The following is a 21618-nucleotide window of genomic DNA, read 5'->3' on the forward strand; positions in this document are numbered from 1 at the left end:
TATTAATGGCAGTTATTGCTACATTTAAACATTTATTATATAATAAACTATATTATTAAAAGAGAAGGAGGGTATATAGTGACGAAAGAGGAACAGAAAGTTATAAATATTTGCTGGACTGAAGAAAATGAAACATTAAAGTATTCTGCAGAAGAATTGGGAAAGTATCTTGGAAAGATGGCGGAAGATAAGCTCTGTATCAGACTCTCCATGCAGCGTTATAATGGAAATATGGAAGACAATTATATCTGGACAGGACTTTTCCAAGATTTTAACATAACCTCTATGGGCGAAGGAAATCCTAAATTTGATGATGAAGTATATATAGATATATCTAGGGGCAAAGGCATAATAGCAGGTATAAACCCACGGAGTGTACTCCTGGGAGTATACCGTTTCCTAACGGAAGCCGGTTGTATTTGGGTACGTCCCGGAAAAGATGGAGAGTACATTCCGGAAAAAAACATATTTGATGTTTCGGTAAATCTTCATGAAAAAGCTTCCTACAGGCATAGGGGCATATGCATTGAGGGGGCGAACAGTTATGAAAACATTGCCGATATTATAGATTGGGCTCCTAAGGCCGGTTTTAATGCATACTTCTTCCAATTCAGGGAAGCGTATACTTTCTTTGAACGTTGGTATTCTCATAAGAACAATCCTTTTAAGGAACCGGAACCATTTAATATAGGTATGGCAAGAGAGTTTATTAAAAAAGCAGAAAAGGAAATGGAGAAAAGAGATTTACTTTATCATGCTGTAGGCCATGGATGGACCTGTGAACCTTTCGGTATACCCGGACTTAGCTGGGACAATGCACAGTATGATATAAAGCCGGAAATAAAGCAGTATCTGGCCGAAGTTAACGGAAAGCGGGAACTGTGGGGAGGAATACCCCTTAATACCAATTTGTGTTACTCTAATCCTGAGGTAAGAAATATTATCATTAACGATATTGTCCAATATCTTGAGAAAAATCCGCAGATAGATGTGCTTCATTTCTGGCTTGCTGATGGGAGTAATAACCAATGTGAGTGTGAAAGCTGCAGAAAAATGCTTCCATCGGATTTCTATGTGATGATGCTGAACGACCTTGATGAACTTCTTACAGAAAGAGGTATAGATACTAAAGTAGTTTTCTTAATCTATGTCGACCTTCTCTGGGCACCGGAAATTGAAAAGATTAAAAATCCGGACCGTTTTATCCTTATGTTTGCACCTATAACAAGGACATACAGCATGCCTTTTGAGACTGACGAGGAGCTGCCGGAACCTCCGCCCTATAAACGGAACCAATTAAGTTTTCCTTCCGATGTAAAGGAGAATATGGCGTTTTTAAAGTCTTGGGAAAAAGTCTTTAAAGGAGACAGTTTTGACTTTGACTATCACTTTATGTGGGACCATTATTTAGATCCCGGATATTATAAAATTGCAGAACTATTGAGCAAAGACATAAAAAACCTTAAAAGAATCGGGCTTAACGGGTTTGTAAGCTGCCAGGTTCAAAGGGCATTTTTCCCGACAGGTCTGGGTATGTACGTAATGGGTCGTACTTTATGGGATGACACCCTAGATTTTAATGAAATAGCTGAAAGATACTTTGTGTGTGCATTTGGTCGTGACGGAAAAAAATGCTTGGAATATATGGCTAAGCTGTCGGAACTTTTTGATCCGCCCTATTTGAGGGGAGAAAGAGATATAGTTAATAAAGATGCTGCAGAAAGATTTTCAAGTATATGCACTTATGTTGATGAATTTAGAAAAGTGATAGAAGCAAACATTAACACTGAAAACGCCTGTCATGCTACTTCCTGGAAATATTTAAGGTACCATTCAGACCTTTGTTGCCTGCTTGCGGTTACCCTTGAAGCCAAGGCTTCAGCAAAACAAGAAAAGGCATTGGCTTTATGGAAACTGGTGGAAACTTATGTCCAGGAACACGAAGACCCAATTCAGAAAGTATTTGATGTTTTCGAATTTATATTAACATTAAAAAGAAGAATAAATAGAAAGTAAGTATACATAAATCACGTAAATAAAAGGGAGGCGCTACAATGGAAATATTGGAAAAAATGGACACAGCCCAACTGGAAGCAATTAAAGAAAAACTACAAGTAAGATATGATAATTTTAAGAATCAAAATCTCAAACTGGATATGTCACGGGGTAAGCCGGGTGCCGATCAACTGGATCTTTCCATGGGTATTTTTGATTGTATGGGTGCTGAATGTTATAAAGCTCTGGATGGGACCGACTGTAGAAACTATGGAATAAATGATGGAATTCCTGAGGCAAAAAAGCTTTTTGCGGATATTTTGGAAGTAAGTACCGATGAGGTTATTGTAGGCGGGAATTCAAGCCTTAATATGATGTTTGATACAATAGCTTATGCGATGACTCATGGAGTAGTGGGAAGTGTAGTGCCCTGGAGTAAATTGCCAAAGGTTAAGTTTCTATGTCCAAGCCCGGGATATGACCGTCATTTTGCTGTATGTGAGTTTTTTAATATTGATATGATAACCATAGCTATGAAAAGTGATGGCCCGGATATGGATACGGTGGAAAAGCTTGCAGGTGAGGATGAGTGTATTAAGGGTATCTGGTGTGTACCAAAATATAGTAATCCTGACGGTATAACATACTCTGATGAAGTAGTTGACAGGCTTGCAAAAATGAAAACAGCGGCTGCGGATTTTCGGATATTCTGGGATAATGCTTACGTAGTGCACCACTTATACGAAGAACATGATAACCTAAAAAATATACTTTCAGCATGCAAGGAAGCAGGGAACCCCGACAGGGTTTTCATGTATACTTCCACTTCCAAGATAACTTTTCCAGGAGCCGGAGTTGCAGCGATGGCAGCCAGCGTGAACAATATAAAACACATTAAAAAGAGGTTGGCAAAACAGACTATAGGTCCTGATAAACTCAATCAATTGCGCCATGTAATCTTTTTAAAGGACTTAAATAATATAAGTGAGCATATGAAAAAGCATGCGGCAATTTTGAGACCCAAATTTGAAATAGTTCTTGATACGTTGGAAAAAGAGCTTGGAGGCAAAAATATTGCATGGTGGAGTAAACCCAGGGGAGGATATTTCATAAGCCTTAACACAATGCCGGGATGTGCAAAAAAGGTAGTTGAAAAAGCAGCAGAAGCAGGCGTAATAGTTACTCCTGCAGGAGCTACTTTTCCATACGGCAAGGACCCGGAAGATCGTAATATACGTATTGCTCCTACCTTTCCTCCCATGCATGAACTTGAAAAGGCTATGGAACTGATATGCATTTGTGTTCAATTGGTAAGTATAGAGAAAATACTGGCTGAGAGAAAAAAGTGGAGTGAGTAAATTGGCGAATTTGCACGGCGCCTGCAATTCATTGCAGGCGCCATTAAGTGATTGTAATTATTTTATTGATTGTAATTATTTTATACTTTGCATAGCTTTTAAGTCGGAATTCTTACCCATTACCACAACTATATCATTTTCTTTAAATTTAGTATCTGCCTGGGGGAGTATATTCAAATAGTCGGATGTCCTTAATGCCACAATACTTACCCCATACTTCGTCCTTACTGCAAGACCGCCTATGGTCTTACCAACCCAACTTAACGGTACAGTAAATTCCATTATGCTGTACTCCGGGGAAAGTTCGAAAATGTCAATAATATTATTTGATGAAATACTATTGGCTGCCCTGATTCCCATATCCCGCTCGGGAAATATAACTTTATCTACTCCTATTTTGTAAAGAACTTTTGCATGGAGCTCATTTGAGGCTTTAGCAAGGATATATTTTGAACCAAGTTCTTTCAATAACACTGCAGTTAGTATGCTGGATTGTATATCTCCTATTGCAACAATTGTAGCGTCATAGTTTTTTACACCTATAGATTTTAAAAGCTCTTCATTTGAGGCTTCACCGGCAATAGCGTGGGTTACTTCATTTGAAAATTGCTGGATAATGTTTTCGTTTTTATCCACTACTAGTACATCGTGGCCTAATGAAGAAAGAGTCCTTGCAAAGCTCTGCCCAAATCTTCCAAGCCCTAATACAAGGTATGATCTCATAATAAATAATACCTCCTTAAACTATTAACAACTATGTTTACCTGTATAACCTTTATAACCTTTATAATCTTTATAACCTTTATAATCTTTATAAACATTTTTACCTGATTAATTTTAATATAATTATTTCTTTAAGCAATAGTTATTCATTAACCAACTCCTATTTTTCCTTCAGGGAATCTGTAAGGCAGATTTTTATATCCCTGACCGGTTGATATGATTATTGCAGCTGAAAGAGGGCCAATCCTGCCCAAAAACATAGTTATTATAATCTGAAGTTTACTGGTAACATTTAGGGTTGGTGTAATTCCTGTTGACAGCCCTACAGTCCCAAATGCTGAAACAGATTCAAACAACACCTGTATAAAAGAACCTTCTTTATTAATTAAAAGTACCATTGTTGTTGTAAATATTAAAATGGCGCTTAATATTATAATTGAAAGAGATTTCTTTATAACAGTTTCAGGTACCCTGCGGCCCAGAAGGTTAACATCGCTATCCCCTTTTATATATGATAAAGTAGCAAAAATAATTATGCTGAAAGTGGTAACTTTAATTCCCCCGGCTGTAGAACCGGGTGCACCTCCTATAAACATCAGGAGAATTGTAAGCAATTTTGACTGTTCTGTCAAGTCGGCTACTGAAATAGTGTTAAAACCGGCCGTCCTTGGGGTAATAGAATGAAAAAAAGCGTTCATTATTTTTAACGAAACAGGAAGGCCCTTTAAAGTACTAGGATTATTATACTCAAAGGCATACAATAGAATAGTCCCTGTTATAATTAATACGAATGTAGTTAGCAAGACTACTCTTGTATGAAGTATAAAGGCGGAAAACTTTTTATTTACTGCAATATCCTTCCAGACAATAAATCCCAAGCCACCAATTATAATTAAAAAACTTATAGTAAAAACTATAACAGGATCCTGATTAAATTTGCTTAGGCTTGTAAATTCATTACCCGGACTACCAAATATATCAAATCCGGCATTACAAAAGGCAGAAACAGAATGAAACAAGCTCTTGGCTATACCATTTTTAATTCCATACAGGGGAATTAATTTAGTTGAAAAAATTATTGCTCCGATAAATTCAGCTGTAAAAGCTGCAATTAATATGTTTTTAAAGATGCGCACTATTCCTGAAAGTGTAAATTCATTTAAAGATTCCTGTATGGCAAGCCTTTCCTTTAATCCTATACGCCTGCCCAAAAATAGAGAAAAAAGTGTGGCAAAGGACATAATGCCTAAGCCGCCTGCTTGAATTAATACTATTATAACTACTTGACCAAATGCGGACCATGTTGTATTTGTGTCGAGAACAACAAGTCCGGTAACACAGACTGCTGAAGTAGCAGTAAAAAGAGCGTCTACAAAGCTTACACTTTGTTGTCCGGGCCTTACTGAAAAAGGCAGATATAATAGGATTGCTCCTGTAATAATTAAGCCGGCAAATCCTAATGCAATAACATGAGCCGGGAAAAAATGCACAATTTTTGGCTTATCAGTGTTTCCTATTTTGCTCTTACCTTTAAAAAAAAGTTTACTCATTTGTATTACCTGCTCTTTCAATATATTAGTATACAATATTTTTCTCATAAACGTCAACTTATACAAAGTATTTGCAAATAAATAGCTATTTTTATTTTCATAATATTTTACTATATGAGAGTAATAAAAAAAAGGGGTAAAATGGGCGCATTTTATTTAAGTGAAGAAAATATTGGTAAGGAGCATTAGTGAAGCTGCTGTAGAGCCTTTTAATCCGAGCGGAGGAAAAGCAAAATCGTTGTTTGAGTAAAATTATTTCTTAGTTTTTGTTCAAATAATTTTACGAGTTCGATTTTGCCCGTAGCTGAATTTAAAGGCTCTAAGCAGCGTAACGATAGCTCCTGGCAAATATTTCTTCACTTTTAATAAATGCGCCCGTAAAATTATTTAAAGTTGCACATACTGGAATGTTTCTTATATAATATTCTTATACTGTTACTGTTACTGTACATGGGGGATGTGTGGGAGGACTTTGTATATGGAAGAAATAATTAAGGGAATAACTTATATTTTTTTTGATTGCATGGAGACGCTGGTTGATGTCATAGAATTACCGACGATTAAGGAATATGCTAAATGGGCTTTTGAAGGGTCGGGAGTGGAAAAATACTGGAATGATTTTGAGCATTTTTTGGAAGAATATAAGCTTGCCAGGAAAAGTATAATAGAATCTCTTCCTGAGCATAAAGAATTTAGGACTATTGAGAGGTTTGAGCTAATTTGTAATAACAATTGCAATATTAAAGGGAAGGTGAATGTAAAAGTAGTTGCAGAAAAATTAAATAGCAACTTTTGGGAAACATATGTTTCTAAATGCTATGTTAGACAGGATGTAAAAGAGGTTCTTCCCTCTATTTCCAAAAAATACGGTTTATGTGTAGTATCTAATTTTATGGTACCGGGTGGAATAGAAGAACTTTTAAAGATATTTGGGATAAAACAGTACTTTAATTTTATTGTTACTTCTGTTAATGAAGGTTGGAAAAAACCTCACCCTGTAATTTATAATGCCGCATTAAAAAAGGCAGGGGTAACTCCAAGGGAAGTTTTGTTTGTAGGAGATGACTATGGAAATGATTATATAGCTCCCCAAAAAATGGGGTTTAATGCAATTTATCTGGATAAATATGGCAAATTTACCGAATTACCCTATAAGGTAAAGGACTTTTATCAGTTGGGAGAAATTTTAGGGGTATAATAAATCTGGGATATAATAAATATCTTGTCTTTTGCTTAGGACTATGCTAAAATTACAAAAAATAACCGGGGAACTAAAACAGGGTATATAAAAGATATAAATTTAATAGTAGGGGTGTATAATAATTATGAATATCAATAGGAAGTTTAAAGTGGGTGTTCTTGGCGGAACAGGTTTTGTAGGACAGAGGTTTCTTTCTATCCTTGAAAATCATCCATGGTTTGAGGTGGTATGTATTGCCGCAAGCGAAAGGTCTGCAGGTAAAAGCTATTCAGAAGCAGTTAAAGGCCGTTGGAAGCTTAATACACCGATACCTGCCGAAATAGCGGATATAGTAGTAAAAAACCTTAATCAGGTGGATGAAATTTCTGAAGAAACAGATTTTGTTTTTTGTGCTGTAGATATGAAAAAAGAAGAGATAAAAGCTTTTGAGGAAATGTATGCAAAGGCTGAAACTCCGGTAATATCGAATAATTCTGCTCACAGGTGGACTCCTGACGTACCGATGGTTATACCGGAAATTAATCCCGGTCACCTGGAAATAATAGAAAAGCAAAAGAAAAGACTTGGTGTAAAAAATGGGTTCATAGCTGTAAAACCCAATTGCTCCATACAGAGTTATGTACCGGCAATACATCCTTTAATGGGATTTGGGCCTAAGGAAATAATGGTATGTACCTACCAGGCTATTTCGGGAGCCGGCAAGGTGTTTAGTGATTGGCCTGAGATGGAGGACAATGTTATACCGTATATCGGAGGAGAAGAAGATAAAAGTGAGAATGAACCGTTAAAAATTTGGGGTTATATTGAAGGAGAACAAATAATAAAAGCCCAAAAGCCTGTAATATCATCTCAATGCTACCGGGTGCCTGTATCTGACGGGCATATGGCAGCTGTGTCTGTTTCCTTCAGCAAGAAACCTTCGAAGGAAGAAATAATTGAATTGTGGAATGATTTTAAGGGAAAACCCCAAATACTTGATTTACCAAGCGCACCAAAGCAATTTTTAAAGTACTTCGAAGAAAACGACAGACCTCAAACCAAGCTGGATAGGGACTATGAAAAGGGGATGGGGGTTACTCTTGGAAGGCTTAGGGAAGATTGCATTTTTGACTATAAATTTGTAGGACTTTCTCACAATACAATTCGGGGAGCTGCAGGTGGGGCAGTCCTAATTGCCGAATTACTTGTTGCAGAAGGATACCTTGCAAAGAAATAACCATACCTGCATTTGCTTTAGTCGACTTTCAGTCGAAAATATAACTCCTGCACTTTAGTGCAGGAGTCGTTAAGAATACAACTTAAAGAATATAGGTATAAGGAGGCTGGATAATATGCAAGAAACGCCGTTGCTAAATTTAGAAATGAGAGAGGAAATAGGTGGAGGAAAGGTTAATAAACTAAGACTTAAAGGATATATTCCTGCAATTATATATGGTAAGGGAATGGATAGTCTACCGGTAAAAATAAAATTACCCGATTTAAGGACAGCACTTTCCAAATATGGCAGGAATACTATATTTAATGCAAATTTACCAGGGCAAAATAGTTTTCCCATAGTTATTAAGGAAATACAAAATGATATAATTACAGGGGAAATGATACATGCAGATCTACAAAAGATTTCACTGACTGAAGTAAGACGTGCGGAAGTACCTGTTAGAATCTATGGCCGTGAATTGTTAGAGGCCTCTCAAATGATAGTGATTCAGCAAATGGATGAAATAATGGTTAAATGTCTTCCACAAGATACCCCGCAGTTTATTAAACTTGATGTTTCCAAGATGACATCAGGTGACAGTATTACTGCAGGACAGATTGAGCTTCCGGAGGGGGTTACTCTTGACAGTGACCCTGACCAAATTGTTGCAATAGTAACGGAAGTTAAAGATGTTGTAGAGGAAACTGAAAAGGGTGAAACTGAAGAAGAGACAATAGGCGGTGATGAGTCGTAAGAAATAACCCATTTGTGAAGAGGTAAACAGACTAAAATTTCGGTAGGAGCTAATTGTCCTCACCGAAATTTTTTATGGGTTAACATATTGTCGTTTATGGTAAATATATGTTAGAATAAGTACAGTTTTTTATAAATAATATTGGGGGATTCTATATATGGCAGGAGAAATAAACTTGAGAGAGACAATTTTTGGTCTTTTAGGAGGCCTTGCTATATTTATTTACGGAATGAACCTTATGGGTGACGGCTTGCAAAAAACTGCAGGAGAACGCATGAGACGTATATTGGAAATACTAACCGGTAATCCTATTATAGGGGTGGTGGTAGGTACTTTAGTTACTATGCTGGTACAAAGCAGCAGTGCCACAACAGTTATGGTTATTGGGTTTGTAAGTGCCAGGCTTATGACTCTTACGCAAGCTATAGGCGTTATAATGGGGGCAAATATTGGTACTACTTTTACTGCACAGTTAATTGCCTTTAAAATTGGTAATTATGCTTACATTATAGCAGCAATAGGTTTTATACTTTATTTCTTCTTCAAAAAAAGAATGCTTAAGTATATAGGGCAATCTATATTTGCTTTTGGACTTTTATTCATTGGGCTGAATATTATGGGAGATGTAATGAAGCCCCTTGCCCAAAACCCCGTATTTACGAATTTGATATTGAAATTGGGTGAACATCCTGTACTGGGTGTCCTGGTGGGTACAATTAGTACTGTGTTGATCCAGAGCAGTAGTGCTGTAATAGCTGTTCTTCAGAACCTTGCGTCTCAACCAATGCCTGATGGTATCCATGCCCTGGTAAGTTTGGAAACAGCCATACCTATACTTTTTGGAAGCAATATAGGTACTACCATTACTGCGATACTTGCTTCTATCGGTGCAAAAGTAAATGCTAAACGGGCTGCGGTAGCCCATTCGATGTTTAATATATTTGGAACGCTGGTATTCATATGGTTTGTGCCGCTTTTTGCGGAATTTATTAAATTGATATCACCAAAAGGGGATGAAGTAGTAGTTATATCCAGACAGATAGCCAATGCCCATACTTTTTTTAATACGTTTAATACAATTATTTGGCTTCCTTTTATATGGCTGCTCGCAAAATTTGTTGCTTTCATTGTCAGAGGAGAAGATGATAGTATTGAAAAAAGAGTACTTTATCTTGATTATAGAGTATTAAATAACCCAATAATAGCTATGAATTTAGCTACAAAAGAACTTGCCAGGATGGCTAAAATAACACAGCAAATGATGGCAAGCGCAAGGCTGGCATTTGTTATGTCCAATATGGAAGAAGCAAATAAAGTTCATGAGATTGAAGATGTTATTGATGTAATTCAAACAGAGATAGTTAAATACCTTTCCACTATGCTGTCCAGATGTACTCTTACCGAGAGGCAATCTGTGAGGCTTGCAGGGCTTATGCATGTAACCAATGATATAGAGCGTATAGGTGACCATTGCCAAAATATTGCTGAATTTGCAGAATGGAAGCAGGATGAAAACATACCATTTTCCCAGGAGGCCCTGGAAGAAATAACGGATGCGTTCATACAGGTTAATAATATGGTGAATGATAGTATACATGCTTTACATGACAGTAATATAGAACTTGCAAAAAGAGTCCTGTCAGAAGAATATGAGGTGGATAACCTGGAGGAAAAATTACGCGACAGGCATCTTAAGCGGTTGAATTCCGGACTTTGCAATCCACAGGCCGGAGTCATATTTATTGAATTGATCCATAATCTTGAAAGAATTGCAGACCATTGCAATAACATTGCCGAGGCAGTCCTAAATGATTATAATGTTAAACCCGAACAATATGAAAATTTTCAGGAAAAGGAGTAAAAGTTTCCCGCACTCCGTGTTTTTATATTATATATTATTTGTATTATTTGAAACTTTTTTGTGTCAAATACCTTAACATTTTTGTAAATTTATCCGATTATATAAGGAGAAGCAATAATTTGTTTAAATAAAAGTATAGTTTGTGGAGGGTTGTATGGACCTTGCAACATTAATCGGTATTATTGGTGGTACTTTATGTATAGTTATACCAATAATTCAAGGTGGAGCGCCGGAAATATATTTTAGTTTTGGATCCATGCTTGTTACAATTGGAGGCGGTATAGCATCCACTCTTATTAGTTATAGGGTAAAAGAAATATTAAAAATTATGAAAGTGGTAGCTAACGCTTTTTCCGGTAAAGAAACTGATCTTGAATCAACTATAAGACTACTGGTTGAATTATCGCAAAAAGCAAGGCGTGAAGGACTTCTTGCCCTTGAGACTGATCAGGAAAACATAGAAGATGACTTTATTAGAAGGTCTATCCAGTTAATAGTTGATGGAGTAGAGCCTGAAATAATAAAAGAGTCTTTAGATGTAGAACTTGATAATATGAGTATACGGCACGAAAGAGGGCAGGGGTTATTTAGAACTATGGGTGCTCTATTCCCGGCTTGGGGGATGATAGGTACCCTTATAGGTCTAATTAACTTGTTAAAATCTCTTGATAAACCTGAAAATATCGGACCTGCTATGGCACTTGCACTCATTACAACCCTCTATGGTTCTTTACTGGCCCATTTTATATGTAATCCTATTGCAAATAAGCTTTCATTGAAGAGCAAAGAAGAGATCCAAGAAAAAGAGATGATAATTGAAGGGATATTATCAATTCAGGCAGGTGAAAACCCAAGAATAATGGAACATAAATTAAAAACTTTTCTTTCTTCTAAGCAAAGGGAAGCTTATGAAGCAAAAAATAGAGAAAGCAGAGAAAATGTCAAAGAGAGAGAAAAAGGCAGTAGTGGTAATAGAATTGTTACTGAATAGTAAAAGGAGGGGATATTTTGGCAACAGGGCGTAGAAAAAGAGATCAAAACAGTTCAAGTGAGGGTTCAAGTGATTGGATGACTACATATAGCGATATGGTAACACTGCTTTTAACTTTTTTTGTTATGCTTTTCTCTATGGCAACAATAGACAAACATAAATTTGAGCAAATTGCCATTTCTATTAAAAATGCATTTGTACGTCAAGGTAGTGGTGGTGAAATGTTTGAAAGCAATAGAGGGAAGCAGTTTATTAACATTTATGATGAGTTAAATTCGGTTGATCAAATTGTATCATTGGTTAACGATGATTTAGTAGAAAATAATGCAGAATTAGCAGACAAAAATGATAATGCTGTGCAAAGGATTGAAGATATAAAAAAAGAATTGGAAAAAGCCATAGTAGAAATGGGTTTGGGTGAATATGTAAAAATTATTGAAAGAAAGGAATTTTTGGTACTGAGATTTAATTCAGTTATTTTATTTGACTTAAGCAGTGCAGATATAAGGGATTCAGCAAAAGGGGTCCTTAAAAAATTGGGAAATATATTAAACAGGCTGGACAATGAGATAATTATACAGGGACATACGGATAACCTCCCCATAAATACGCCGCAATTCCCTTCCAATTGGGAATTATCAACAAGAAGGGCAACAAATGTAGTTCATTTCTTTATAGATAACTGTGGAATTGAGCCTTCAAGATTAACCGCTACAGGAAACGGTGAATTCAAACCGGTAAAACCAAATGATACCCCGGAAAACAGGCAACAGAATAGAAGAATCGATATTGTCATAAGTAAACTTGAGTAAGTGCCTATACGGAATATTTCCATGGAATTTTCCTCTTGACACGAACATAAGTTTGCGGAATAATATATATATGTATGCTATATATAGCATACATATGTGCTTTATTTTCAAAACACCAGGTCTAAAAAGGAGAGAAATTCATGGAAAAAGACAGAAAGAAAAATGAATATGGAAACGAAAGCATTTCTGCATTGAAAGGACCTGACAGAGTGAGACTGCGTCCAGGGGTAATATTTGGATCTGATGGACTCGAAGGGTGTCAGCATGCAGTGTTCGAAATCCTTTCCAATTCAATTGATGAGGCCAGGGAGGGTTTTGGCGACGTAATCGAAGTCACACGGTTTAAAGACAAGTCAATTATGATAAAAGACTATGGAAGGGGAATACCCCTGGATTACAATCCAAAAGAGCAGAGATACAACTGGGAATTGGTTTATTGTGAACTTTACGCAGGAGGAAAATATAAAAATTATTTGGGCGGAAACTATGAATTCAGCCTGGGCCTGAACGGCCTTGGTGCATGTGCAACCCAATACACCTCTGAATACATGGATGTTACTGTATATAGGGACGGTTACAGGTATGATCTGCATTTTGAAAAAGGATATAACATAGGAGGTCTAATAAAACAGAAATGCAATTATGAACATACAGGTACAATTCAAAGGTGGAAACCTGATATTGAGGTATTTACCGATATTAATATTCCCTTAAGTTATTTTCAAGAAACATTAAAAAAACAAGCTGTTGTTAATTCAGGCATAAAGTTTGTACTATACGATCAAGAATCTGGACAGGTCTTCGAGTATTATTATAAAAATGGAATTGTGGATTATATAAAAGAAATAGATGCTGGTAAGGGTTTTACAGGTATTCAGTTTTATGAAACAACAGCTAGAGGGAGAGACAGGGAGGACAAACCCGAGTATAAGGTAAAAATACAGGTGGCTTTTTGCTTTAATAACGAAATCAATCTTATTGAGTACTATCATAATTCCAGCTTCCTTGAACATGGCGGTTCGCCCGATAAGGCGGTAAAAGCAGCTTTTGTACATGAAATTGACAAGTGTATAAAGGCGAGGAACAAATACAACAAAGATGAGACAAAAATTACTTTTGCTGATATACAAGATAGTTTAATAATGGTAACCAACTCCTTTTCTACCATAACCAGCTATGAGAACCAAACAAAAAAATCTATAACCAACAGGTTTATCCAGGAGGCTATGACGGATTTTTTAAAACAACAGCTTGAGGTGTATTTTATTGAGAATAAAATTGAAAGCGACAAGATAATTGAACAAGTCCTTTTAAACAAAAGGAGCAGGGAAACTGCTGAAAAGGCCAGACTAAATATTAGAAAGAAACTTAGTGGGAGTATAGACATATCGAACAGAGTAAAAAAGTTTGTTGATTGTAGGACAAAAGATATCAGCAAAAAGGAACTGTATATAGTAGAAGGAGATTCAGCGCTTGGTGCATGTAAGTTGGGAAGAGATGCAGAATTCCAGGCAATTATGCCGATAAGAGGTAAAATTCTTAACTGCCTGAAAAGTGGGTATGACGGAATTTTCAAAAACGAAATAATTGTTGACCTACTTAAAGTCTTGGGTTGCGGAGTAGAAATTAAATCAAAACATAACAGGGAATTAAACACTTTCGATCTTGGAAACTTGAAGTGGGATAAAATTATAATATGTACTGATGCTGATGTAGACGGTTTCCAGATAAGGACTTTAATACTGGCAATGTTATACAGGCTTGTCCCTACCCTGATAAAAGAAGGAAAGGTTTATATAGCGGAAACACCATTATTTGAGATTACTACCAGGGATAAAACATATTTTGCCTACAACGAGAAGGAAAAAAATGACATATTAGCTAAAATAAAGGGGAAATACACAATACAGCGTTCAAAAGGACTGGGTGAGAATGATCCTGAAATGATGTGGGAAACCACAATGAATCCTAAAACGAGAAGGCTTATAAAAGTTGTACCTGAAGATGAAGAAAAGACACAGGAAATCTTTGAACTTTTGCTGGGAGATAATCTCCAGGGGAGAAAAGATTTTATTGAAGCTGAAGGGTATAAGTATCTGGATATGGTTGATGTGAGTTAATATGAAAAACGTGATAAGCGTCGCATTGCGTTGTCAAACTTCGGGCGCAAAAATCCTCACATATACCCACATATGCTCCGGTTTTTGCGCCTCGTTTTCCTAGCACTGCTCGCTTCTGACGATTTTCATTGATATTTGTGACCGGAGGTCATGTAAGTTAATATGAAAAGCGTGATAAGCGTTGCATTGCGTTGTCAGACTAAGATCATAGAGCTTAATAGTGAAGGTGATAAGAGAAAATGGATAGTGTAAATTTAATTGAGCAAAATATTACAAGCACACTTGAAAAAAATTACATGCCTTATGCAATGAGTGTTATAGTTTCAAGGGCAATTCCTGAAATTGACGGTTTTAAACCCTCTCACAGGAAGCTTTTATATACAATGTATACCATGGGCCTTCTTACAGGTGCCAGGACCAAGTCAGCCAATGTAGTAGGGCAGACAATGAAACTCAACCCTCATGGAGATATGGCTATTTATGAAACTCTTGTAAGGTTGACAAGAGGTTATGGGGCACTTTTACACCCTTTTGTAGATTCAAAGGGTAATTTTGGGAAACAATATTCCAGGGATATGAAATATGCCGCTCCCCGTTATACTGAAGTGAAGCTGGACAAAATAAGCCAGGAAATATTCAATGAACTGGATAAAAATGCTGTTGACTTTACGGATAATTATGACGGTTCTTTAAAGGAGCCAGTGCTGCTTCCCACCACCTTCCCCAATATCCTCGTAAATCCCAATCAGGGTATAGCTGTAGGAATGGCAAGCAATATCTGTAGTTTTAACCTTAGGGAGGTTTGTGAGGCTACAGTGCAGTTTATAAATGACGAAAACACGGATATTGCGCAGTATATCAAAGCTCCTGATTTTCCAACAGGTGGTCAGCTGATTTATAATGAAAAAGAAATAAGAGAGATTTATGAAACGGGCAGGGGAAGTTTTAAAGTAAGAGCAAAATACAGGTTTGACAAAAAAAACAGTTGTATTGAAATATATGAAATACCGTATACAACAACCACTGAAGCTATAATGGATGCAGTTATTCAGTTGGTGAAATCAGGTAAAATAAAGGATATAACTGATATACGAGATGAGACAGACCTCGATGGTCTTAAGATAACTATTGATATTAAAAAGAACGTGGATGCTGATGAACTAATGAACAAATTGTATAAGATTACACCTCTTGAGGATACTTTTTCCTGTAACTTCAATATACTTATCAATGGAGTGCCTAAAGTTATGGGAATAAAGGACATTTTAAGGGAGTGGATATCTTTTAGGGTAAACTGTATTAAAAGAGTTACCATGTTTGACATGGAGAAGAAATCGGAAAAACTTCATCTTCTCTTAGGATTACAAAAAATACTTTTAGACATTGACAAGGCAATTAGGATAATACGGAATACGGAACAGGATTCCGAAGTTGTACCGAATCTTATGAAGGCATTTGGAATTGACAGGGTACAGGCAGAATTTGTAGCAGAAATAAAGCTCAGGAACCTGAACAAGGAATATATATTGAACCGTGTGGGTGAGGTTGAAACATTACAAAAAGAAATTAAGGAATTAACAAGTATTTATAACAGTGAGAATAAGATTAAGAGAATAATTATTAAACAATTAAATGAAGTGGCAAAAAAATATGACCAACCCAGGAGGACGGACATTATCCATGAAGAATTTGTTGAAGAAATAACCGAGGAGCATTTTATAGAAGATTACAATGTAAAGCTGTTCTTAACCGAACAGAACTACATTAAAAAAATACCGCTGGTTTCGCTAAGAGCCAATCCCGAACAAAAACTTAAGGAAGATGACCGTATTATACAGGAAATAGATGCCCGTAATAAAGACGATCTATTGCTGTTTTCCAGCAAACATACTGTGTACAAGATAAAAGTCCATGAACTGGAAGACCATAAGGCCAGTATTCTTGGCGAATACCTTATAAACAAGCTGGAAATGGATGAAGATGAAAAGATTATATATATTGTTGCAACAAGCGATTACAAGGGTTACTTGCTGTTCTCGTTTGAAAATGGGAAAGTTGCAAAAATTGATATGAGCAGCTATGCAACAAAAACAAACCGCAGGAAACTATTGAATGCTTATTCCGATTTGTCCAGGCTGATTCATATCATGTATATTGAAAATGACCTTGAATTGGTCGCATACAGTAGTATTGGAAAGGTCCTTGTTTTTAATACCTCTGCTATTAACTCTAAAACAACGAGGAATTCACAGGGAGTACAGGTCCTCAAGGAAAAGAAAGGCAGCAGGATGACTGAAATAAAAACAGTTGATGAGGCAGGCTTGAGTGATCTGGATTATTACAGGACAAAGAATATTCCAGCAACCGGATGTTATCTTAAGAAAGAAGATAAAATGAGCAGGCAGATTCAAATAGAGTTGAAATAGTTCTAATGAAAAATAATCGAACTTAAAATTAAAATAAACCTTGAATAGATTTTGGTAAAAGTGTAGTATATTCTTACTGACAAAAATAGGAGGGAAGTGGGTAAAATGGTTGCAAGAGATATTCTTGAAGAAGTCCTGTCCAGGGCTTTATCTCTAGGAGGGGATTTTTCTGAAATATTTGTAGAGGACAGGGTAATAAATAGTATCAGAATGGTAAATGGAAAGATTGATGATGTGATTTCAGGCAGGGACCATGGTGCAGGAATAAGGATAATGAAAGGTTATAGAAGTGTATATGCCTATACTAACGATACCGGTAGGACTGCATTACTTGATACGGCTTATAAAGCTGCATGTGCCTTAAAGGAAGGAGAACAGGATTTGAATATTACTCTGACTGAAAGAATACCTTCAAATATACATCAAATCTTGTATGTACCTTCATCAGTGGATAACCAAAAAAAAGCAACTATTGTAAAAACCGCATATAAGGCAGCAAAGGATTATGCTCCTGAGATTCTCCAGGTGACTGTGGGATATGGTGATGTAGACCAGAAAATATTAATCGCGAACAGTGAAGGCTTACTGGTGGAAGACAGGAGGGTAAGGACCCGTCTTTTTATTCAGTCCATAGCCAGTGATGGAAATGAAAACCAGACAGGCTTTGAAGGCCCCGGGAGGTATATGGGTTTTGAAATGTTTGAAATAATTGATCCTGAATATTATGCAAAGGAGGCAAGCAGGACGGCGGTGACAATGCTTCATGCAGACCTGTGTCCTGCAGGAAGAATGCCTGTAGTTATAGATAACGGCTTCGGTGGTGTAATATTTCATGAAGCATGCGGCCATGCTCTTGAAGCTACTTCTGTTGCAAAGGGACATTCAGTTTTTGCGGGTAAAATTGGAGAAAAAATTGCCTCAGAAAAGGTAACAGCCATTGATGATGGAACAATACCAAACTTATGGGGTTCAATCAATATTGACGATGAAGGCATACCTACACAACGAAAGGTGCTGATTGAAAATGGAATACTCAAGACATATATGATAGACAAACTTAATGGCAGAAGGATGGGAATGGCACCTAATGGAAGCTCAAGGAGGCAGTCATATAAATATGCTCCCACATCAAGGATGACAAATACATATATTGCGCCGGGGAGTGACGAAAATGACGATATAATTGCTTCAATACCTGAAGGTCTGTATGCTAAAAAAATGGGTGGAGGTTCTGTAAATCCTGTTACCGGGGAATTTAACTTTGCTGTGGCGGAGGGCTACCTTATCAGAAACGGTAAGGTGAATAAACCTGTAAGAGGAGCTACTTTAATAGGCAAAGGTTCGGAAATACTGTTTAAAATTGATATGGTAGGCAAAGACATGCAGATGGGGCAGGGAATGTGTGGATCATTAAGCGGTAGTGTGCCTACAAATGTGGGTCAGCCGATGATTAGGGTCTCGGAAATTACTGTAGGTGGGAGGTAAAAAGGTATGAAAACTATGGAATTCAGAGAATTCAAGGATAAACTGTTTAAGGCAGCCAGAGAGGCAGGTTTTACAGATTTTGAAGTTTATTATGCCCTGGGTGAAAGCTTTAAAGTAACTGTTTACCAAAAAGAAATAGACAATTATAGCGTTAATGTTACAAAGGGCCTTGGCTTCAGGGGGATTTACAATGGTCGTATGGGATATGCCTATACGGAAATCCTTGATGAGGAATCCGTGAACCTGTTGGTAAAAAATGCAAAAACTAATGCTATTGTTAAAGATAATGATGACCTGGAGGTAATTTATCGTGGGGATGATAAATATATTGATATAAATTGCTTTAATGAAGAGCTTCCCAAAGTAGGTGAAAATGAGAAAATAAGACTTGCCCTGGAAATGGAAACAATGGCACTGGAAAAGGATAAACGGGTAAAAGACATTAAATACTGCGGTATACAATCATTTGAAGGAAACATTAATATTGTGAATTCAAAAGGCCTTGATTTGAGTCATAGGGCAAATGGAATTTATGCAGTATTAATACCGGTAGTTCAGGACGGTGATAGAGCTACCACGTCGGTAGCATTCAAATCATCCAGAAATATTAATGATATAAAGGTAGAAGACCTGGTAAATGAGGCTGTTGAGAAGGCCCTCGCATATATTGGCGCGGGAGTTGTCAAAACAGGAAAGTATAAGGTTGTACTAAATAACGAGGTGGCTTCTGACCTTCTTGAAACCTATGCAGACATATTTAGTGCGGATAAAGTACAAAAAGGTATGTCATTATTAAAAAATAAAACCGGTAAAATAGTCGGTTCAAAAACCTTGACCATTATTGATGATCCTCTTTTGGAAAATGGCATGGCTTCAACTCCTTTCGATGGGGAGGGAGTGGCATGTCATACCAAAGAGATAGTAAGGGAAGGACAACTTGTTACTTTATTGCATAATTTGAGGACTGCATTAAAAGATGGAGTAAAAAGTACAGGTAATGCTTCAAGACCTTCTTATTCTTCTACCATAGACATATCCCCTACTAATTTTTACGTTAAAGCGGGAGAATTGGACCTTGAGGAATTGCTTCGGAAAATGCAAAACGGGCTTTTGATAACAGAATTACAGGGACTTCATTCAGGTGCCAATACAATATCAGGGGATTTTTCACTTGCTGCTAAAGGCTTTGAGATCCTAAACGGCGAAATAAGCCGCCCTATAGAACAAATAACTATAGCAGGCAACTTCTATCAACTTATGTTGGACATTGAGGAAGTGGGTAATGATATTAAATTTGGGATACCTTCAGGTGGAGGCTGTTTCGGAAGCCCTTCATTACTAATAAGGGAGTTGTCTGTGGCAGGATAAATAAGCGTCAAGTAAATAAATCTAAAGGACACCGGAAATCAATTTGCCCGGCGTCCTTTTGAAATTACTCCCCGAAAAATTCTTCATATAGGGATTTTACAGCTTTTATACTGTCTTCAGCTTTAACACCGAACATAATGCTTATTTCTGAAACACCCTGGTTTATCATTTCTATATTAACCCCAACCCGGGCAAAGGCGGCTGTTGCCCTTGCGGCAATCCCTACTGTTTGGCTCATGCCTTCTCCTACAATCATAATAAGGGCCAGGTTATGCATAATTGTTACCTCATCTACTGCCAATTCTTTTTCAATACGGCTGATGATACGTTCTTCAGTTTCCTTTCTCAATTGCGATTGGTTCAAAACAACAGACATGTGGTCAATACCCGAAGGCATGTGGTCATAGGAGAGGTTTTCATCTTCAAGTATCTTTAAGACCTTTCTTCCAAATCCAATTTCACGGTTCATAAGGTATTTGCTTATGTTGATGCAACAAAACCTGTCATCATTTGCAATGCCTATAACCGGTCTTGTAATATTTTTACGTTCAGGCACAATGGTTGTCCCGGGAGCATCAGGGTTATTAGTATTTTTTATTCTTACAGGTATACCTTTACGGTAGACGGGAACCAGGGCTTCTTCATGGAAAACACTGAATCCTGCATAGGAGAGTTCCCGCATTTCCCTGTATGTAAGCTCATATATGGGATAGGGGTTGGGTATTATGCGGGGATTTACAGAATAAACACAGTCAACATCTGTAAAATTTTCGTACAGTTCTGCATTAAGAGCTGCCGCCAGTATAGAACCGGTAATATCTGAACCTCCCCTGGAAAAAGTAACAATATCTCCTTCAAAAGAGTAGCCAAAAAATCCGGGAAAGATAACAATCCCTGGAATATCTTTTAAGGATTTCAGGTTCTCATAAGACTCCGGAAGAACCTGGGCATTCCCAAATTCATTACTTAAAACTAGTCCTGCATCTTTGGGATTAATGTAACAGGCATTTATCCCCTGGTTTTGAAGGTAACCTGCCACCAATTTGGCGCAATTATCTTCACCGGCAGCTTTCATTATATCAATAAATTTCTTGTTGTCTCCTGTATAAAGCTTTAGACGCCCTCTAATATCATCAGCTATTGAAGTTATAACACCGCCGGAAACTTCCAGTTCCTTACCGATATCATTAAAACGGCTAATTACTGCTTCACATTCTTTATCGGCATTGCCGGTTGCTATATAGTTTTCAGCGCATTTGATTAAAAGGTCTGTAACTTTGATATCTTCACTGTATCTTTTACCTGGGGCAGAAACTACAATCACCTTTCTCTTTGGATCTGAAGTTATAATATTACATACCTTTTTTACTTGCTCTGCACTTGCTAGAGAGGTTCCACCAAATTTTGCAACTTTCATCTATTTTATCTCCCCCATTTTAATAAAATTTAATCTTTTCATTATATATTATATTTTAATGCTTTTTATATGGTACCAAGTCTATATGGCTATATGGCGCCGATTAACTAAGATAATACTATATATAAAACGAAACGGAATAAGTATAGTAAATATACTTATTCTGCAGTTATTATTTATTATTAAAATAATACAATCACATGTGTATGGTGTCAATATGTTTTTTAGAAAAAAGCAATTTGCGTTGTATATAATTTTACGATTAAAAATCTTTAAAACACCTTTTAAAAGTATATTTTCAGTCACAATAATTTCAAAATTAAGATTATCTTTCATTATAAAAACATAAAATTTTCCAC

General features: G+C 36.7%; 15 protein-coding genes. 12 read left to right on the plus strand and 3 right to left on the minus strand.

Annotation, left to right across the window (positions count from 1 at the left end):
- The first annotated feature begins 78 nt into the window (after nt 1-78).
- Nucleotides 79-2016 carry a DUF4838 domain-containing protein gene (locus HPY74_12850; GenBank protein NSW91537.1) on the plus strand — a complete coding sequence of 646 codons (1938 nt, stop codon included), beginning with the start codon at nt 79-81 and terminating at the stop codon, nt 2014-2016.
- Nucleotides 2017-2054: 38 nt separating this feature from the next.
- Nucleotides 2055-3353 (plus strand): aminotransferase, encoded by a 1299-nt coding sequence (locus HPY74_12855; GenBank protein ID NSW91538.1) that lies wholly within the window; start codon nt 2055-2057, stop codon nt 3351-3353.
- Between the two features lie 75 nt (nt 3354-3428).
- Here HPY74_12855 and HPY74_12860 read toward each other — a convergent pair whose 3' ends face one another.
- Both HPY74_12860 and HPY74_12865 read right to left on the minus strand, forming a co-directional pair.
- Nucleotides 3429-4076 (minus strand): TrkA family potassium uptake protein, encoded by a 648-nt coding sequence (locus tag HPY74_12860; GenBank protein NSW91539.1) that lies wholly within the window; start codon nt 4074-4076, stop codon nt 3429-3431.
- 149 nt (nt 4077-4225) lie between these two features.
- Nucleotides 4226-5626: a Trk family potassium uptake protein gene (locus HPY74_12865; protein ID NSW91540.1), complete on the minus strand. Its 1401-nt coding sequence runs from the start codon at nt 5624-5626 to the stop codon at nt 4226-4228.
- 478 nt (nt 5627-6104) lie between these two features.
- Between HPY74_12865 and HPY74_12870 the strand changes: the two genes are divergently transcribed.
- The 10 genes from HPY74_12870 (at nt 6105) to HPY74_12915 (ending at nt 19842) form a co-directional block, all read left to right on the plus strand.
- Nucleotides 6105-6824: an HAD family hydrolase gene (locus HPY74_12870; GenBank protein ID NSW91541.1), complete on the plus strand. Its 720-nt coding sequence runs from the start codon at nt 6105-6107 to the stop codon at nt 6822-6824.
- Between the two features lie 133 nt (nt 6825-6957).
- A complete protein-coding gene (gene asd / locus HPY74_12875) occupies nt 6958-8043 on the plus strand; it encodes an aspartate-semialdehyde dehydrogenase (protein ID NSW91542.1) in 1086 nt (361 codons plus the stop codon).
- Nucleotides 8044-8158: 115 nt separating this feature from the next.
- Nucleotides 8159-8779, plus strand: coding sequence for a 50S ribosomal protein L25 (locus HPY74_12880; GenBank protein ID NSW91543.1), 621 nt, complete (start codon nt 8159-8161; stop codon nt 8777-8779).
- A 157-nt stretch (nt 8780-8936) separates the two neighbouring features.
- The gene (locus tag HPY74_12885; GenBank protein ID NSW91544.1) at nt 8937-10640 is read left to right on the plus strand and encodes a Na/Pi cotransporter family protein; all 1704 of its coding nucleotides are present in this window, start codon (nt 8937-8939) and stop codon (nt 10638-10640) included.
- 154 nt (nt 10641-10794) lie between these two features.
- Nucleotides 10795-11631, plus strand: a complete 837-nt coding sequence (locus tag HPY74_12890; GenBank protein NSW91545.1) for a motility protein A — start codon at nt 10795-10797, stop codon at nt 11629-11631.
- Nucleotides 11632-11708: 77 nt separating this feature from the next.
- Nucleotides 11709-12443: a flagellar motor protein MotB gene (locus HPY74_12895; GenBank protein NSW91546.1), complete on the plus strand. Its 735-nt coding sequence runs from the start codon at nt 11709-11711 to the stop codon at nt 12441-12443.
- A gap of 140 nt (nt 12444-12583) precedes the next feature.
- The gene (locus HPY74_12900) at nt 12584-14563 is read left to right on the plus strand and encodes a DNA topoisomerase (protein ID NSW91547.1); all 1980 of its coding nucleotides are present in this window, start codon (nt 12584-12586) and stop codon (nt 14561-14563) included.
- Nucleotides 14564-14802: 239 nt separating this feature from the next.
- On the plus strand, nt 14803-16989 hold the full coding sequence (locus tag HPY74_12905; protein ID NSW91548.1) for a topoisomerase IV: 2187 nt from the start codon (nt 14803-14805) through the stop codon (nt 16987-16989).
- A gap of 105 nt (nt 16990-17094) precedes the next feature.
- Nucleotides 17095-18474, plus strand: coding sequence for a TldD/PmbA family protein (locus HPY74_12910; protein NSW91549.1), 1380 nt, complete (start codon nt 17095-17097; stop codon nt 18472-18474).
- A 6-nt stretch (nt 18475-18480) separates the two neighbouring features.
- Nucleotides 18481-19842: a TldD/PmbA family protein gene (locus HPY74_12915; protein NSW91550.1), complete on the plus strand. Its 1362-nt coding sequence runs from the start codon at nt 18481-18483 to the stop codon at nt 19840-19842.
- 64 nt (nt 19843-19906) lie between these two features.
- Here HPY74_12915 and HPY74_12920 read toward each other — a convergent pair whose 3' ends face one another.
- On the minus strand, nt 19907-21259 hold the full coding sequence (locus tag HPY74_12920) for an aspartate kinase (GenBank protein NSW91551.1): 1353 nt from the start codon (nt 21257-21259) through the stop codon (nt 19907-19909).
- Between the last annotated feature and the right edge of the window lie 359 nt (nt 21260-21618).

Source organism: Bacillota bacterium, from assembly GCA_013314855.1.
Taxonomy (GTDB): Bacteria; Bacillota; Clostridia; order Acetivibrionales; family DUMC01; genus Ch48.